A 14798-nucleotide genomic window follows, 5' to 3' on the forward strand; every position below is an offset into this window, starting at 1 on the left:
CGCTTGAGTTTCCACAAGGACGCCAGTATGATTACGCGTCAATTTTTCAGCTGCATTCAGAGGTGTGTTTCATTTTTTAAATGATTCGCAACCTATAACGTTCCTTGCTTCCGTGGGCCGCAGCTGACCCTGACAGGAGGCTGAATAATCCGTAAGGAGCTATCGATGCGTCATTACGAAATCGTATTTATGGTCCACCCTGACCAGAGCGAACAGGTTCCAGGTATGATCGAGCGTTACACTGGTGCTATCACCGGTGCACAGGGCACGATTCACCGTCTGGAAGACTGGGGCCGCCGTCAGCTGGCTTACCCAATCAACAAACTGCACAAAGCTCACTATGTTCTGCTGAACGTAGAAGCGCCGCAGGAAGTGATTGACGAGCTGGAAACTAACTTCCGCTTCAACGACGCCGTTATCCGCAGCATGGTTATGCGCGTTAAGCACGCGGTAACTGAAGCATCTCCGATGGTTAAAGCTAAAGACGAGCGTCGTGATCGCCGCGAAGACTTTGCTAACGAATCGGCTGATGACTCAGATGCTGGGGATTCTGAAGAGTAATCCGACATGACGGCAAATCGACTGCGCCTGTCTGGCACTGTGTGCAAGACGCCGGTTCGAAAAGTCAGTCCGTCAGGGATTCCTCATTGCCAGTTCGTGCTTGAGCATCGTTCTGTGCAAGAGGAAGCCGGTTTCCACCGGCAAGCCTGGTGTCAAATGCCGGTGATTATCAGCGGCAGCACCCATCAGGTGATTACTCAACATATAACGGTCGGCACGCAACTCACTCTTGAAGGCTTTATTAGCTGCCATCAGGCACGCAATGGTCAGAGTAGAATGGTGTTACATGCCGAGCAGATTGATTTGATAGATTCTGGAGACTAGCCAAATGGCACGTTATTTCCGTCGTCGCAAGTTCTGCCGTTTCACCGCGGAAGGCGTTGTAGAGATTGATTACAAAGATATCGCTACACTGAAAAACTACATTACCGAAAGCGGTAAAATTGTCCCGAGCCGTATTACCGGTACTCGTGCAAAATACCAGCGCCAGCTCGCTCGTTGCATCAAGCGCGCTCGCTACCTGTCCCTGCTTCCGTACACTGATCGTCATCAGTAATCGGTAGTTGTCCATTAACGACTTTAAGAGGATAAGGTAATGCAAGTTATTCTGCTTGATAAAGTAGCAAACCTGGGCAGCCTGGGTGATCAGGTTAACGTTAAAGCGGGCTACGCTCGTAACTTCCTGGTTCCACAGGGTAAAGCTGTTCCTGCTACCAAGAAAAACGTTGAGTTCTTCGAAACACGTCGCGCTGAACTGGAAGCCAAACTGGCTGACGTTCTGGCTGCTGCTAACGCACGTGCAGAGAAAATCAACGCACTGGGCAACGTAACCATCGCGTCTAAATCAGGCGACGCTGGTAAACTGTTCGGTTCCATCGGTACCCGTGACATCGCTGATGCAGTAACTGCAGCTGGCGTTGAAGTGGCTAAAAGCGAAGTTCGTCTTCCAGAAGGCGTACTGCGCACCACCGGTGAGCACGAAGTTGACTTCCAGATCCATAGCGAAGTATTCGCTAAACTGGTTGTGAATGTAGTTGCTGAGTAAGTTCACTCAGTAATGCGAAAACGCCGGCCTTGCGCCGGCGTTTTTGTTTCTGCGATTTACTGAGCGCGGATAAAGCTGCCATCCGGCTGACGCGTAAACAGCACCGGACCGTTGCTGCCATCCACCGTTAAACCGGTCACCACGCCTTGCGCGTTCTGACGAATCTTCACCTGCTGACCATTCTGCAACGCGCTCAGCGGCTGACCATCACCTTCGACACGCGCCATGGCAAACACATCATTCACCGGCAAATTGTTGTCGCGGAACAGCTGCGCCAGCGTCTGGCCTGATGCCACATTGTAGGTGCGCCATTCGCCCTGCGAATCGGTTTTCGGCGGCGTGTTCTGCTGTTGATTGTTATCGTAAATCTCCGCCTGCATTGGTACTTCTTTAGCGTTAGTGTCTGCCGGACGCTCAACCGGATACTGTGGCGTACTGCTTGGCCAGAGAAACGCCAGCAGCAGCACCAGCAGGGCAATAACAATGCCACGACGATGCAAAGCAGGCAGCGGATCCATCCACCGCACATCATCCAGCAGATGCCAAACGCGCTGCAGTGCGGCGGGAACGCGGGAAGTGTGATCGGAAGCCATTCGTGAATCCTCCTCGCTGGCGGCTTTGCGCGGAATGCGCGGCAGCCAACGTTGCAACCAAGGTAATAAAGTACGCGGTGCGCGCGTCCTGCGACGTCGTGGGGCGATCTGGCCCATGTATTCTCTCTTGTTCCGACGGTGGCAGGTGAAAACCTCGCCACAGCTATAGTATGAGCAATGCTGACAGGAAGTGCCTGGCAGCATTGAAAAATTTGAACGCTGTATTGTTTCCGTTTCGCCGGGAAATGTCATCTGCGGCGCGTGAGATTTTACGCCAGCCGCCCGCGCTGGTATGCTGCCGGTTCTATTTTTCTCCGGGATTAAGGAATCAAGATGACGACCCCTTCATTCGACAGCGTCGAATCACAAGCAAGTTACGGTATCGGTTTACAGGTAGGCCAGCAGCTGCAAGAGTCTGGACTGCAGGGTCTGCAGCCAGAAGCACTGCTCGCCGGCTTGCGCGACGCGCTGGAAGGGAACTCACCGGCCGTCCCGGTTGACGTGGTACATCGCGCACTGCGTGAAGTGCACGAGCGCGCTGAAGGCGTGCGTCGTGAGCGTGTAGAAGCGATGGCGGCAGAAGGTCAGACTTTCCTTGAGCAGAACGCACAGCGCGAAGGCGTAAGCAGCACCGAAACCGGTCTGCAGTTCAGCGTCATCACCCAGGGCGAGGGGCCAATCCCTTCACGTCAGGATCGTGTGCGCGTGCATTACACCGGCAAACTGATCGATGGCACCGTATTCGACAGCTCAGTGGCACGTGGCGAACCGGCTGAATTCCCGGTTAGCGGCGTAATCGCCGGTTGGATCGAAGCGCTGACGCTGATGCCAGTCGGTTCCAAGTGGGAACTGGCGATTCCACACAACCTCGCTTACGGCGAGCGCGGCGCTGGCGCCTCTATCCCGCCATTCAGCACCCTGATCTTCGAAGTTGAGCTGCTGGAAATTCTGTAAGTAGCAAGAGGGCGGCAATCGCCGCCCTTATTCGTCATTTCTTCTGCAAATCCACCTGCCACAGCGCAAAACCTATCTCATCGATGCCCACGGCTTTCATCGGGTAATCGGCATGCTGCTCGATAAATTTCGTCGCTTTTTCGCCAGGCGCGGTTTCAAAACGGATATCCAGCGGCGTGGTACTATTAATCGGTGCTAAACGCCAGTTGTGATCGGCCTGCGGTTTCACTTCGCCATGCGCTTTGGTTTCGCTGCTGATATAGGCGGCAACCACCGAGCGGTTCTCATCTGGTGAGGCGAAAGCAACATACTTATCGCCGGTACCGGCAAACTTGCCGCCGTAAGCGCGGTAGTTATTGGTGGCAACCAGGAAAGTGGCATCAGGATCGATTGGCTTGCCTTGCCAGCTGAGATCCTTAATGCGCGAAGCCCCTTTGTTGATTAGCGTACATTCCGCGTCATAGCGCGCCGGTTGTGTGACATCGATTTGATACTGCACGCCATCGATCACATCGAAGTTATAGGTGCGGAAATCCCAGTTAATCAGCGATTGCGGTTTGCTGCTGTGCGGATCGATTTGATTAAACTGCGCCGCTGAGCACTCCAGCCACTCTTTCACCTGTGCACCACTGACTTTCATCACCACCAGCGTATTGGGATAGAGATAGAGATCGGCGGCGTTACGGAAGGTGAGATTACCTTTTTCCACTTCGACATAGCTGGCGGGATCGTTTTTACGACCACCGGCTTTAAACGGCGCGGCAGCAGAGAGCACCGGCAAGCGGTCAAGATCAGGATCGCCCTGAATAAAGTGCTCAACGTAAGCGCGCTGCGCGTTGTTAACGATCTGCACCGTGGGATCGTCCTGCACCAGCGACAGGTAGCTGTACATCACGTCGGCAGATTTACCGATCGGTTTGGCAACAAACTCGCGCGTGGCGCGGTGATCCTGCTCCAGCACTTTCACCAGATCGGCATCTTCAGCCGCCAGAGATTTTTTCGCTGCGCTGTCATAAATTGGGCGTGCTTCGGCTTTGCCCTGCGCGACCTGCCATTTGCCGCCCTCATTATTCAGCACCAGATCGACCACACCAAGATGATCGCCCCACATGCCGGGCATCACCGACGGAACACCATTTAGCGTGCCTTGAGCGATATCAGCGCCTTTAATTGCCGCAAACTCTTTGCTCGGGAACACCGCGTGAGCGTGGCCGAACATGATGGCGTTGATGCCGGGAACCTGGCTGAGGTAGTAAACCGAATTTTCTGCCATGGCGTGATAGGGCTCACTACTCAAACCGGAATGCGGAATAGCGATGATTATTTCAGCACCTTTTGCGCGCATTTCCGGCACATAACGCTTCGCTGTTTCAGTGATGTCATCAACCCGCACTTTTCCCTGCAGATTGTTGCGATCCCACACCATAATCTGCGGCGGAACGAAGCCGATATAACCAATTTTCAGCGTATGCGGCTTGCCGTCACGGTCTGTTACCGTGGTTTCTTTGATTAAGTAGGGCGTAAACAGCGGTTTTCCACTTTTCTCGTCGATAATGTTGGCATTGACGTAAGGAAAACGCGCGCCGGCCAGCGCTTTTTGCAGATAAGGTAAGCCGTAGTTGAATTCGTGATTGCCGAGGTTTCCGACCGCGTAATCCAGCGTGTTCATCGCTTTATACACCGGATGTACTTCGCCCGTTTTCAGCCCTTTCGCCGCCATGTAATCGCCCAGCGGACTGCCCTGAATAATATCGCCGTTATCGACCAGCACGCTGTTTTTCGCTTCGGCGCGAGCCTGCTGAATTAAGGTGGCGGTGCGCACCAGGCCGAACTTCTCCGTCGGCGTATCTTTGTAATAATCGAAATCCATCATATTGCTGTGCAGATCGGTGGTTTCCAGAATGCGCAAATCCACCGTAGCAGCCTGTACCGTGGCGGCAGTAATACAGAGTGCCAATAACGACATGCTCGCTTTGAACATCGCTTGCTCCTTGTTCGGTCCAATGGGCCTCTCAAAATAATGTAAAACCATGACGAATTATCATTTCAATTTGTGATGGAGCTCGGACTTTCATCCAATATCTGCTGCCGGGCCGCCGTAAAAACGCATTCAGCATCCCGCCATAGCCGCCGCTGATGAACTATGGTATTGATAATCATATAGATTGCCGTAGCAGACAGCGCAGTCGCAGGCTGTTGAATGACAACTGCTAAAATAAGAACAGATTGGCGGTTGGTGTCTGACAGGCAGAATCAGCGGAAAAGAGGTTAAGAATGTTAGATAAAATTTGTCAGCTGGCGCGTGATGCGGGCGATGCCATTATGCAGGTTTACAACGGCGCAGAGCCGGTTGATGTGGCCCGCAAGTCGGATGATTCTCCGGTCACCGCAGCCGATCTCGCGGCGCATCGCGTGATTGTGCAAGGCCTGACGGCACTTTCACCGGAGGTGCCGGTGCTGTCTGAAGAGGATCCACCGAGCTGGGACGTCCGTCAGCACTGGCAGAAATACTGGCTGGTCGATCCGCTGGATGGCACCAAAGAGTTTATCAAGCGCAACGGCGAGTTCACCGTCAATATCGCGCTAATCGAAAACGGCAAACCGGTGTTGGGTGTGGTGTACGCGCCCGTGCTGGGCGTGATGTATTCGGCAGCGGAAGGTAAAGCCTGGAAAGAAGAGAACGGCAAGCAGACGCAGATTCATGCGCGTGAAGCGCGTCCACCGTTAGTGGTGGTTAGCCGTTCGCATTTTGATAGTGATACCGAGTTGCAGGAGTATTTGCATCAGCTTGGCGAGCATCAAACCACCGCAATTGGCTCATCGCTGAAGTTCTGTCTGGTGGCCGAAGGCAGCGCGCAGCTTTATCCGCGCTTCGGGCCGACTAACATCTGGGATACCGGCGCAGGCCATGCGGTGGCGATTGCCGCCGGCGCGCATGTCCACGATTGGCAGGGCAAAACCCTCGATTACGCCCCGCGCGAATCGTTCCTCAATCCCGGTTTCCGCGTATCACTATTTTAAGATTTGTAGGGTCGCCATTTATGGCGACCAGCTACGCATAAAGATTCAAACCAAGCGTCGGGGCTTTTTCTAAAACTGCATGATTATCAGCATGAGGTCGCCATAAATGGCGACCCTACGCCGGATGATTGCACTTGTAAGGTCGCCATTTATGGCGACCTCTACTCACTTCTGCAACAACTCATGAATTAACTTCATCGCCTGCTGCACTTCATCCTGCGTTAGCGGACCATCTTTGACGTAACGCACATGTGCGGTGTTATCCAGCACTACAATCGCCGATCCCCCTTTCTCCAATTGCCATGCCTGACGCGCGCTGCCGTTGCTATCGACGATAAACTGCGACCACGGATACTGCTGCTTATTGCTCTCAATGCTGCTGCGCACAAACATGCCGGTGCCAGGAATCGCATCGTCGGTATTGACGATAGTGGTTGTTTGATAACGATCGTGCGGCAGATGCGCGGCTTTGATGGCTTCAATTAACGCCGCGTTCTGCTCTTTCGCAGAAGAACGACCGGCAATATGCAGGATGACGCGAACTTTTCCGCTCAGCTGCGCGCTATTCCAGGATTTGTAGCTAAACTTATCTTCATCTTGTTGATAAACCAGCTCTCCTTTGTCGTTAACGCCAACAGCGGGCACGCGTTCACCCAGTTTGAATGCATGTGCCGAAGCCAGGCCAGGCAGCAGTAGTGCCAGTGCTATCACAGTGTGTCTCAAACGCATTTATCAAACTCCTTGGTGATCCGACCAGTTGTTCATGTTCCTGCAATATTAGGCATGGATGATGCGTCTGTCGCAATGAGTTAACAGGTTTGCAACCTATGCCACAATTCCATAATGAGTGAAGGTTTATACTGAGTTTCGTGAGGCTGATAACAGAGTATTCTGTAATGATGTGTCAATTCAGTAAATAATTCACCTTTTCGGAACATTGGTAAGAAAGGATGCTCTATAGTTATGCCTCATTTGCGCTTCATGGGTTCGTACCAAATTTGGTCACGACGGAGCGTATTAAACATTTTCAGGAGTTAAACAGCATGAAGATCTTCCAGCGCTATAATCCGCTGCAAATTGCGAAATATGTAAAAACGCTATTTAGAGGAAGGTTGTACATCAAGGATGTGGGCGCGTTCGAGTTTGATAAGGGCAAAGTGATGTTGCCGCGTGTCAAAGATAAACAGCATCTCAGCGTGATGTCAGAAATCAATCGCCAGGTGCTGCGGCTGCAAGCCGAGTACAACTAAGTAAGCATAAGAAAGGGCGCCGATGGCGCCCTCAGTTTTTTATGCGATTGTTGGTTGGTCGCCATGAATGGCGACCCTAGGATGACTCTGCTTCATCCAGCGCATTCTTGGTCACATTCAGCACCGGCGGGCGTTCATCAATACGCGTGACCAGCAACTGGTCGATGCGGTAACTATCAATATCCACCACTTCAAACTTGTAGCCGGAAAACTTCACAAAATCGGTACGCTTCGGAATCTTGCGCAGCATGTACATCATGAAGCCGCCGATGGTTTCGTAATTGCCAGACTGTGGGAAATCATCAATATCCAGCACACGCATCACGTCATCAATTGGCGTACCGCCTTCCACCAGCCATGAGTTCTCATCACGCGCGACAATCTGCTCTTCCTGACCCTGGCCCACCAAATCGCCCATCAGCGTAGTCATCACGTCATTCAGGGTAATGATGCCGACCACCAGCGCGTATTCGTTCATGATCACCGCGAAGTCTTCACCGGCGGTTTTGAAGCTTTCCAGCGCTTCGGAGAGCGTCAGCGTATCCGGCACAATCAGCGCAGAACGAATATTCACACCGCTGTTCAGCGTCAGGCTTTGATTGCCCAACACACGCAGCAGCAGCTCTTTGGAATCGACATAACCGACGATGTGGTCGATATCGCCATCGCAGACAATGAATTTGGAATGCGGATGCTGAGCGATTTTGGTTTTCAGCGTGGTTTCATCTTCGTGTAAATCGAACCACACCACGTTCTCGCGCGAGGTCATCGATGACGGCACGGTGCGTGATTCCAGCTCAAACACGTTCTCAATCAACTCATGTTCCTGCTTACGCAGCACACCCGCCAACGCACCGGCTTCGACCACCGCATAAATATCGTCGGAGGTGATGTCGTCTTTACGCACCATCGGCAGTTTGAACAGACGGAAGAAGACGTTCGCCAGGCCGTTGAACAACCACACCAGCGGACGCAGCACCACTAAGCAGAAGCGCATCGGGTTAATGATGCGCAGCGCCACCGCTTCCGGGGCAATCATGCCGACGCGTTTTGGCGTCAGGTCAGCAAACAGAATGAACAGGCTGGTTACGATGGTGAAGGAGCAGATAAAGCTGAGTTGTTCAGCCAATTCGGGTGCCACGAAGCGGCTGAATAGGCTATTAAAGGCGGGCGAGAAGGCGGCATCGCCGACGATACCGCCGAGAATCGCCACGGCATTCAGGCCAATCTGCACCACGGTGAAGAACATGCCAGGTTGTTCCTGCATCTTCAGCACGCGCTGGGCATTGATGTTGCCTTCGTCAGCCAGCAGCTTCAGCTTGATCTTACGGGCGGCTGCCAGCGAGATCTCCGAAAGGGAAAAAAATGAACTGATGACTATCAGTAAAAGAATGACAAGCAAGCTATCGAGCATAAAAGATCCGTTGGGTTAATCACTTGTCATTTTTGGCCTGGGCAGCGCGGGAGTGGGCGTACATCCGGTACTTGCCAGTCAAACAGGCTATCCGTGCCAAAAATGTCTGCGCCATATCGACAAGATAAGGTTAACGTCGGGGCAGAAAAAGGTGCAGGCGAGGCCTGCTGGTCGCTGATTATAGCAGCAGCGCTTATCATGCCGCTATAGGGGCATGATAAGCGCTCGGATTAATCCGAGTGAGCGGCTGTCAGGCGCAGAAGAATGGCGTGGCAGTTGTATCGCTCCCCCCATTTACCGACAATAGGTCACAATTTGGCTTAGTCGCTGGGTTTACGCCGATGGGCAGAAAAAAGGCGGCTATGCTGATGGGTACACGCGCGGTGATGATACCCTTCCAGAGAATAAACGCCCCTGCGGAATAGGGGCCGGCATTATTAACAGGAGTACGTGTGCCACGATTTCATATTTATTGTTTGGCCAGCCTGTTGCTTGCTGCACCTGCCGTTGAGGCAGCCAAAGTGCGCTTGCAACTGGACGGTCTTACCGGGGATTTACAGAAGAACGTCAGGGCACGCTTGTCCACTATCGGCACTGACGAGGTGTCGAACGACGGGCGTTTCCAGGCGCGCGTTGCAGAAGCGATCAAAGAAGGCCTGCGTGCGCTGGGTTATTACGAACCCGAGATCGATTTCGAATCGCGCCCGGCACCGCCACAAGGTGGTCGTCCGGTATTGATCGCGCACGTCAAGCCCGGCGAACCAGTCAAGATCGGCGGCAGCACCATCGTGATTGAAGGTGAAGCCCGCACTGACAAAGATTATCAAGCATGGGTCAAACAGGGCACGCCGAAAGTCGGTACGCAGCTCAATCACGGCGACTACGACAAATTTAAAAACGGCTTCTCCAGCCTGGCATTGCGTAATGGTTACTTCGACGGTGACTTTAAGCAAAGCCAGCTTGGCGTTTCGGTTGAACGGCGCGAAGCCTTCTGGGACATCAATTACGATAGCGGCCCGCGCTACCGCTTTGGCGATGTCGGTTTCCAGGGCTCGCAAATCGACGAAGCCTATCTGCAAAATCTGGTGCCGTTCAAAAAGGGCGATCACTACAGCTCGCGCGATCTGGCGGAACTCAACCGCCGCTTATCGGCAACTGGCTGGTTCAACTCGGTGGTGGTCGCGCCTGAATTTGATAAAGGCCGTCAAACCAAAGTGCTGCCGCTGAATGCGGTGGTATCGCCACGCGTGGAAAACACCATTGAAACCGGCGTCGGGTACTCCACCGATGTCGGGCCGCGCATTAAAGGCACGTGGAAAAAACCGTGGATTAACAGCAGCGGCCACAGCCTGGCCGCCAGCGCCTACGTCTCTGCGCCGGAGCAGCAGCTCGATCTCAGCTACAAAGTTCCGCTGCTGAAAAGTCCGCTGGAGCAGTATTACACCTTCTCCGGCGGCGTGAAGCGCACCGATCTCAACGACACCAAAGCCGATACCACCACGCTGGCGATGTCGCGTAACTGGGACAGCAGCAGCGGCTGGCAGAAAGCAATTAACCTGCGCTGGAGCCTCGATCACTTTACCCAGGCCAGCGTCACCAACACCACCATGCTGCTCTATCCGGGCGTCAGCCTGAACCGCACCCGTTCGCGCGGCGGTTTGATGCCGACGTGGGGCGATTCGCAGCGTTACTCGGTGGATGTGTCGGATACCACATGGGGTTCGGACGTTGATTTCGTCATCCTGCAGGCGCAAAACGTCTGGATTCGCACGCTCGCCGATAAGCATCGCTTTGTGGCGCGCGGCAATGTTGGCTGGATCGAAACCAACGACTTCGACAAAGTGCCGCCGGATCTGCGCTTCTTCGCCGGTGGCGACCGCAGTATTCGCGGTTACAAATACAAAGACGTATCACCACGTGATGATAACGGTAAGCTGACCGGCGCCTCGAAAATGGCCACAGGCTCGCTTGAATATCAATACAACGTGACCGGCAAATGGTGGGGCGCGGTGTTCGTCGATTCTGGTGAAGCGGTCAACGACATCAAGCAGAGCAACCTGAAAACCGGCGCCGGCTTCGGCGTGCGCTGGTCATCTCCGGTAGGGCCGATCAAGTTTGATATCGCGCGGCCGATTGGCGACGACAAGGAGCATGGATTGCAATTTTATGTAGGATTGGGGCCTGAACTATGAAGCTGTGGAAAAAGGTCCTGATTGGCATCGGTATTTTTCTGGTGCTGCTGTTGGGCAGCATCGCGTTTTTGATTGGCACCACGCCGGGTTTGCATCTGTTGCTGAAAGGCGCCGATCGTTGGGTGCCAGGTTTGTCGATCAAACAGGTTGAAGGTGGCTGGCGCGACCTGACGCTAAGCGGCGTGAAGTATGAAATGCCGGGCGTCAGTGTGGATGCTGGACGTTTCCATCTGGCGCTGAATCTCAACTGCCTGCTGCATTCGTCAGTGTGTGTTAATGACATCGCGCTGCAGGATGTCAGCGTAGTGGTCGATAGCAAAAAAATGGCACCGGCCAGCGCACCGCCGCCGGAAGAGCAGAGCGGCAGCACCAATCTCAGCACGCCGTATCCGATCACGTTAAGCAAAGTTGGGCTGCACAACATCAACGTTAAAGTTGATGACACGGCGATTTCCCTGCTCGATTTCACCACCGGCCTGCAGTGGCAGGATCGCGCGCTGACGCTGACGCCAACCCATATCCAAAGCCTGCTGATTGCGCTGCCTAAAGCGGCCAAAGTGGTAGATGAGCAAGTGGTGCAACCAAAAGTGCAGCAGCCGCAGCCGGATGAAAAGCCGCTGGGCGAAACGCTGCAGGCGATGTTTGCTAAGCCGCTGTTACCGGACATGCCGGATTTCCAGCTGCCGCTGGATATCACCGTGCAGGAGCTGCTGGGTGAACAGCTGCGCATTACCGGTGATACCGACGTATCAATCACGCGTCTGTTATTAAAAGCCAAAACCGCCGATCGCCATCTGCAGCTGGAAACCTTCGATATCGATTCGCCGCAAGGGCAGGTGAACGCCAGCGGTGAAGCGACATTGGCCGATAACTGGCCGGTGAATTTCGCGCTTAACGGCACGCTCAATCTCGACCCGATCAAGGGCGAGAAGATCAAAATGAACCTTGCGGGCGCGATGCGTGACGAGTTGAAGCTCGGGCTGAATCTTTCCGGTCCGGTGCGTGCGCAGCTGGATGCGACCACGCAACTTGCGGTTGCCGGTTTGCCGCTGGCACTGAAACTCACCAGCCCGCAGCTGCGCTGGCCGCTCACCAGCGCGGTGCAGTATCAGGCGGATAATCTCGATTATCAGTTCAAAGGCAAAGCCACCGATTACGTGATGTCGCTGCGCACCGCAGTGAAAGGCGAAGGCGTGCCGCCCGCGACTATTGCGCTGGACGGCAAGGGTACCGAGCAGCAGTTTAATCTGGATAAGCTGCGCGTAGCGGCGCTGCAGGGCAATATCGATCTGACGGCGCTGGTGGACTGGAGCAAAGCCATCAGCTGGCGCAGCGAATTGACGCTCTCCGGCATCAACACCGCCAAACAGTATCCGGATTGGCCAGCCAAGCTGGATGGCAAAATTGCCACGCGCGGCAGCCTGTACGGCGGAACATGGCAGCTCAACGTGCCGCAGCTGGAGCTGAAAGGGAACGTCAAGCAGAACGCGGTAAGCGCCAAAGGTACCTTGAGCGGCAACAGCTATAACCAGTGGAAAGTGCCTGGCCTTAACATTGCGCTGGGTCGCAACCATCTGGACGTGAAGGGCGAGTTGGGCGACACGCTTAACCTCGATGCCAACATTGATGCGCCAAATCTGGATAACGCGCTGCCGGGCCTGGGCGGCGTCGCCAAAGGCACCGTCAAAGCGCGCGGTACTTTGCAGGCGCCGCAGCTGCTGGCCGATCTCACCGCTACCGGTTTGCGCTGGCAGCAGTTGCAAATCCGTCGCGTGGCGTTGCAGGGCGATGTGAAATCCAGCGATCAAATCGCCGGTAAGCTGCAACTTCGTGTGGAACAACTGCAGCAGGATGCGCTGAAAGTGAATCTGCTGACGCTGAACGCCGACGGCAACGAAAAGCAGCATCAGCTGAAGCTCGACGTACAGGGCGAACCGGTTTCCGGTCAGCTGGCGCTGAACGGCAGCTTTGATCGCAAAACCGAGCGCTGGCAGGGCAATCTCAACAACACGCGTTTCGACACGCCGGTAGGCGAATGGCGACTGACGCGGGCGATGGCGATTGATTACCTCAACAGCAAGCAAACCGCCACCATTGGTCCGCACTGCTGGCAGAATCCGAACGCGCAGCTGTGCGTACCGGAACCGATTGAAGCCGGTGCCAGCGGACATGCGCATGTGGTGCTCAATCGCTTCGATCTGGCGATGATCAAACCGTTCCTCACCGATGCCACCAAACTAAACGGTGTTTTCAGCGGTGATGCGCGCGTCAACTGGACCGCCGACGGCGCGCTGCCAACCGGCACGGTCGCGCTGAAAGGCAGCGGCGTGAAAGTGGAGCAGGACGTGCAGGGCAACAGCTTGCCTATCGCCTTCGATACGCTGAACCTGAATGCCGCGCTGCGTAACGGTCGCGCCCAGCTTGATTGGCTGATCCATATCGTCAACAACGGCCAGCTGAGCGGCAATGTGCAGATCGCCGATCCTGAGAATCGGCGTCAGCTGTCGGGCAACATCGGCATCAGCAATATTTCGCTGGCGATGTTGAATCCGGCGCTGATGCAGGGCGAGAAGATCAAAGGCAATCTGAACAGCAATCTGCGCCTTGGCGGCACGCTGCAGCAGCCGCAGGTGTTTGGTCAGTTGGGGCTGAGCGATGTGGATGTCGACGGCAGCTTTATGCCGGTCGATCTCACCGCCGCCAATCTCAACATGGTGTTCAACGGCATGAGCTCAACGCTCAACGGCATGATTCAGACGGCGCAGGGCAATCTTAACCTGAGCGGTAACGCCGACTGGAGCCAGCTGGATAACTGGCGCGCGCGCGTGGCTGCGCAAGGCAGCCGCATCCGCGTCACCGTGCCGCCGATGGTGCGCATGGATGTTTCGCCGGATCTGGTATTTGAAGCCACGCCAGCTGCGTTCAGCCTCGACGGCAGAGTGGATATTCCGTGGGCGCGCATTACCGTGCAGGAAGTGCCGGAAAGCGCTACCGGCGTCTCCTCTGATGAGGTGATGCTGGATCAAAATCTCAAACCGATTCAGCCGAAAACCGCCGCGATTCCGATCAACAGCAATCTTGTGATCCACGTCGGTAATGATGTGCGGCTCTCGGCGTTTGGCCTGAAAGCCAAACTGAATGGCGATCTCAAACTGGTGCAGGATAAAAATGGCTTGGGATTAAACGGCCAGATCAATATCCCATCCGGCCGCTTCCATGCGTATGGTCAGGATTTGGTGGTGCGTAAAGGTGAGCTGCAGTTCGCTGGGCCGCCGGATCAGCCTTACGTCAACCTCGAGGCGATCCGTAATCCTGAGGCTACCGAAGACGATGTCACAGCCGGATTACGAGTAACCGGCCTGGCGGATGAGCCGAAAGTGGAAGTGTTCTCCGATCCGGCGATGTCGCAGCAGGAAGCACTTTCCTACCTGTTACGCGGCCAGGGACTCAACAGCGATGGCGACAGTAACGCATTAACTTCAGCGCTTGTTGGATTGGGGGTTGCGCAAAGTGGTCAGGTTGTGGGTAAAATCGGCGAGACCTTCGGTGTCAGTAATCTTGCGGTTGATACCGCTGGCGTAGGCGATAGCCAGCAGGTGCAGGTGAGTGGTTACGTGTTACCGGGTCTACAAGTAAAATACGGTGTTGGCATATTTGATTCACTGGCGACCTTAACCTTGCGTTATCGCCTGATGCCCAAACTCTATTTAGAAGCCGTGTCGGGTCTCGATCAGGCACTGGATCTGCTCTATCAGTTTGAGTTTTAGC

Annotated in this window: 13 protein-coding genes; 9 read left to right on the top strand and 4 right to left on the bottom strand. The window is 54.6% G+C overall.

All coding sequences use genetic code 11. From position 1 onward, the window contains the following. Positions 1-165 precede the first annotated feature (165 nt). Genes rpsF through rplI form a run of 4 tightly spaced genes read left to right on the top strand, consistent with a single transcriptional unit; the run spans position 166 to position 1606 of the window. A complete protein-coding gene (rpsF, locus tag FHW71_RS13815; protein WP_007892026.1) occupies positions 166-561 on the top strand; it encodes a 30S ribosomal protein S6 in 396 nt (131 codons plus the stop codon). A 6-nt stretch (positions 562-567) separates the two neighbouring features. After that, positions 568-885, top strand: coding sequence for a primosomal replication protein N (gene priB / locus FHW71_RS13820; protein ID WP_007892027.1), 318 nt, complete (start codon positions 568-570; stop codon positions 883-885). A 4-nt stretch (positions 886-889) separates the two neighbouring features. After that, positions 890-1117, top strand: coding sequence for a 30S ribosomal protein S18 (gene rpsR / locus FHW71_RS13825; RefSeq protein ID WP_002210155.1), 228 nt, complete (start codon positions 890-892; stop codon positions 1115-1117). A 39-nt stretch (positions 1118-1156) separates the two neighbouring features. Further along, the gene (gene rplI, locus FHW71_RS13830) at positions 1157-1606 is read left to right on the top strand and encodes a 50S ribosomal protein L9 (protein ID WP_008103594.1); all 450 of its coding nucleotides are present in this window, start codon (positions 1157-1159) and stop codon (positions 1604-1606) included. A gap of 56 nt (positions 1607-1662) precedes the next feature. Here rplI and FHW71_RS13835 read toward each other — a convergent pair whose 3' ends face one another. Further along, positions 1663-2316, bottom strand: a complete 654-nt coding sequence (locus FHW71_RS13835) for a LysM-like peptidoglycan-binding domain-containing protein (RefSeq protein WP_179452047.1) — start codon at positions 2314-2316, stop codon at positions 1663-1665. Positions 2317-2532: 216 nt separating this feature from the next. On the opposite strand from FHW71_RS13835, the gene fklB reads away from it, so the two are divergent. Further along, the gene (fklB, locus tag FHW71_RS13840; protein WP_008103590.1) at positions 2533-3153 is read left to right on the top strand and encodes an FKBP-type peptidyl-prolyl cis-trans isomerase; all 621 of its coding nucleotides are present in this window, start codon (positions 2533-2535) and stop codon (positions 3151-3153) included. Positions 3154-3187: 34 nt separating this feature from the next. On the opposite strand, the gene FHW71_RS13845 is transcribed toward fklB, so the two are convergent. Further along, positions 3188-5134 (bottom strand): bifunctional 2',3'-cyclic-nucleotide 2'-phosphodiesterase/3'-nucleotidase, encoded by a 1947-nt coding sequence (locus tag FHW71_RS13845; protein ID WP_179452048.1) that lies wholly within the window; start codon positions 5132-5134, stop codon positions 3188-3190. Positions 5135-5427: 293 nt separating this feature from the next. Here FHW71_RS13845 and cysQ point away from each other — a divergent pair, with 293 nt between their 5' ends. After that, positions 5428-6174 (top strand): 3'(2'),5'-bisphosphate nucleotidase CysQ, encoded by a 747-nt coding sequence (cysQ, locus tag FHW71_RS13850; RefSeq protein WP_179452049.1) that lies wholly within the window; start codon positions 5428-5430, stop codon positions 6172-6174. Between the two features lie 165 nt (positions 6175-6339). Here the strand turns inward: cysQ and FHW71_RS13855 are convergent, their stop codons facing one another. Next, positions 6340-6903, bottom strand: coding sequence for a YtfJ family protein (locus tag FHW71_RS13855; protein WP_008103585.1), 564 nt, complete (start codon positions 6901-6903; stop codon positions 6340-6342). Positions 6904-7217: 314 nt separating this feature from the next. Between FHW71_RS13855 and FHW71_RS13860 the strand changes: the two genes are divergently transcribed. Beyond that, entirely contained in the window at positions 7218-7424 is a 207-nt protein-coding gene (locus FHW71_RS13860; RefSeq protein WP_007892150.1) for a DUF1107 domain-containing protein, read from the top strand. 76 nt (positions 7425-7500) lie between these two features. Here the strand turns inward: FHW71_RS13860 and FHW71_RS13865 are convergent, their stop codons facing one another. Then, positions 7501-8838, bottom strand: a complete 1338-nt coding sequence (locus FHW71_RS13865) for a hemolysin family protein (protein WP_061720179.1) — start codon at positions 8836-8838, stop codon at positions 7501-7503. Between the two features lie 452 nt (positions 8839-9290). Here FHW71_RS13865 and FHW71_RS13870 point away from each other — a divergent pair, with 452 nt between their 5' ends. Both FHW71_RS13870 and FHW71_RS13875 read left to right on the top strand, forming a co-directional pair. Further along, positions 9291-11030, top strand: a complete 1740-nt coding sequence (locus FHW71_RS13870) for an autotransporter assembly complex family protein (protein WP_179452050.1) — start codon at positions 9291-9293, stop codon at positions 11028-11030. Continuing rightward, entirely contained in the window at positions 11027-14797 is a 3771-nt protein-coding gene (locus tag FHW71_RS13875) for a translocation/assembly module TamB domain-containing protein (RefSeq protein WP_179452051.1), read from the top strand. The genes FHW71_RS13870 and FHW71_RS13875 overlap by 4 nt, the downstream gene beginning before the upstream one ends. Position 14798: the final 1 nt, after the last annotated feature.

It is taken from the genome of Enterobacter sp. Sphag1F (assembly GCF_014193275.1).
In the GTDB taxonomy this organism is placed as follows: Bacteria; Pseudomonadota; Gammaproteobacteria; order Enterobacterales; family Enterobacteriaceae; genus Pantoea; species Pantoea symbiotica.

Bases quoted from the DNA above. Each gene is read 5' to 3' on its own strand.
- FHW71_RS13855 (WP_008103585.1), bottom strand. From the start codon at position 6,903: ATGCGTTTGAGACACACTGTGATAGCACTGGCACTACTGCTGCCTGGC.
- FHW71_RS13875 (WP_179452051.1), top strand. From the start codon at position 11,027: ATGAAGCTGTGGAAAAAGGTCCTGATTGGCATCGGTATTTTTCTGGTG.
- fklB (WP_008103590.1), top strand. From the start codon at position 2,533: ATGACGACCCCTTCATTCGACAGCGTCGAATCACAAGCAAGTTACGGT.
- cysQ (WP_179452049.1), top strand. From the start codon at position 5,428: ATGTTAGATAAAATTTGTCAGCTGGCGCGTGATGCGGGCGATGCCATT.
- FHW71_RS13835 (WP_179452047.1), bottom strand. From the start codon at position 2,316: ATGGGCCAGATCGCCCCACGACGTCGCAGGACGCGCGCACCGCGTACT.
- rpsR (WP_002210155.1), top strand. From the start codon at position 890: ATGGCACGTTATTTCCGTCGTCGCAAGTTCTGCCGTTTCACCGCGGAA.
- FHW71_RS13860 (WP_007892150.1), top strand. From the start codon at position 7,218: ATGAAGATCTTCCAGCGCTATAATCCGCTGCAAATTGCGAAATATGTA.
- FHW71_RS13845 (WP_179452048.1), bottom strand. From the start codon at position 5,134: ATGTTCAAAGCGAGCATGTCGTTATTGGCACTCTGTATTACTGCCGCC.
- rplI (WP_008103594.1), top strand. From the start codon at position 1,157: ATGCAAGTTATTCTGCTTGATAAAGTAGCAAACCTGGGCAGCCTGGGT.
- FHW71_RS13865 (WP_061720179.1), bottom strand. From the start codon at position 8,838: ATGCTCGATAGCTTGCTTGTCATTCTTTTACTGATAGTCATCAGTTCA.
- priB (WP_007892027.1), top strand. From the start codon at position 568: ATGACGGCAAATCGACTGCGCCTGTCTGGCACTGTGTGCAAGACGCCG.
- rpsF (WP_007892026.1), top strand. From the start codon at position 166: ATGCGTCATTACGAAATCGTATTTATGGTCCACCCTGACCAGAGCGAA.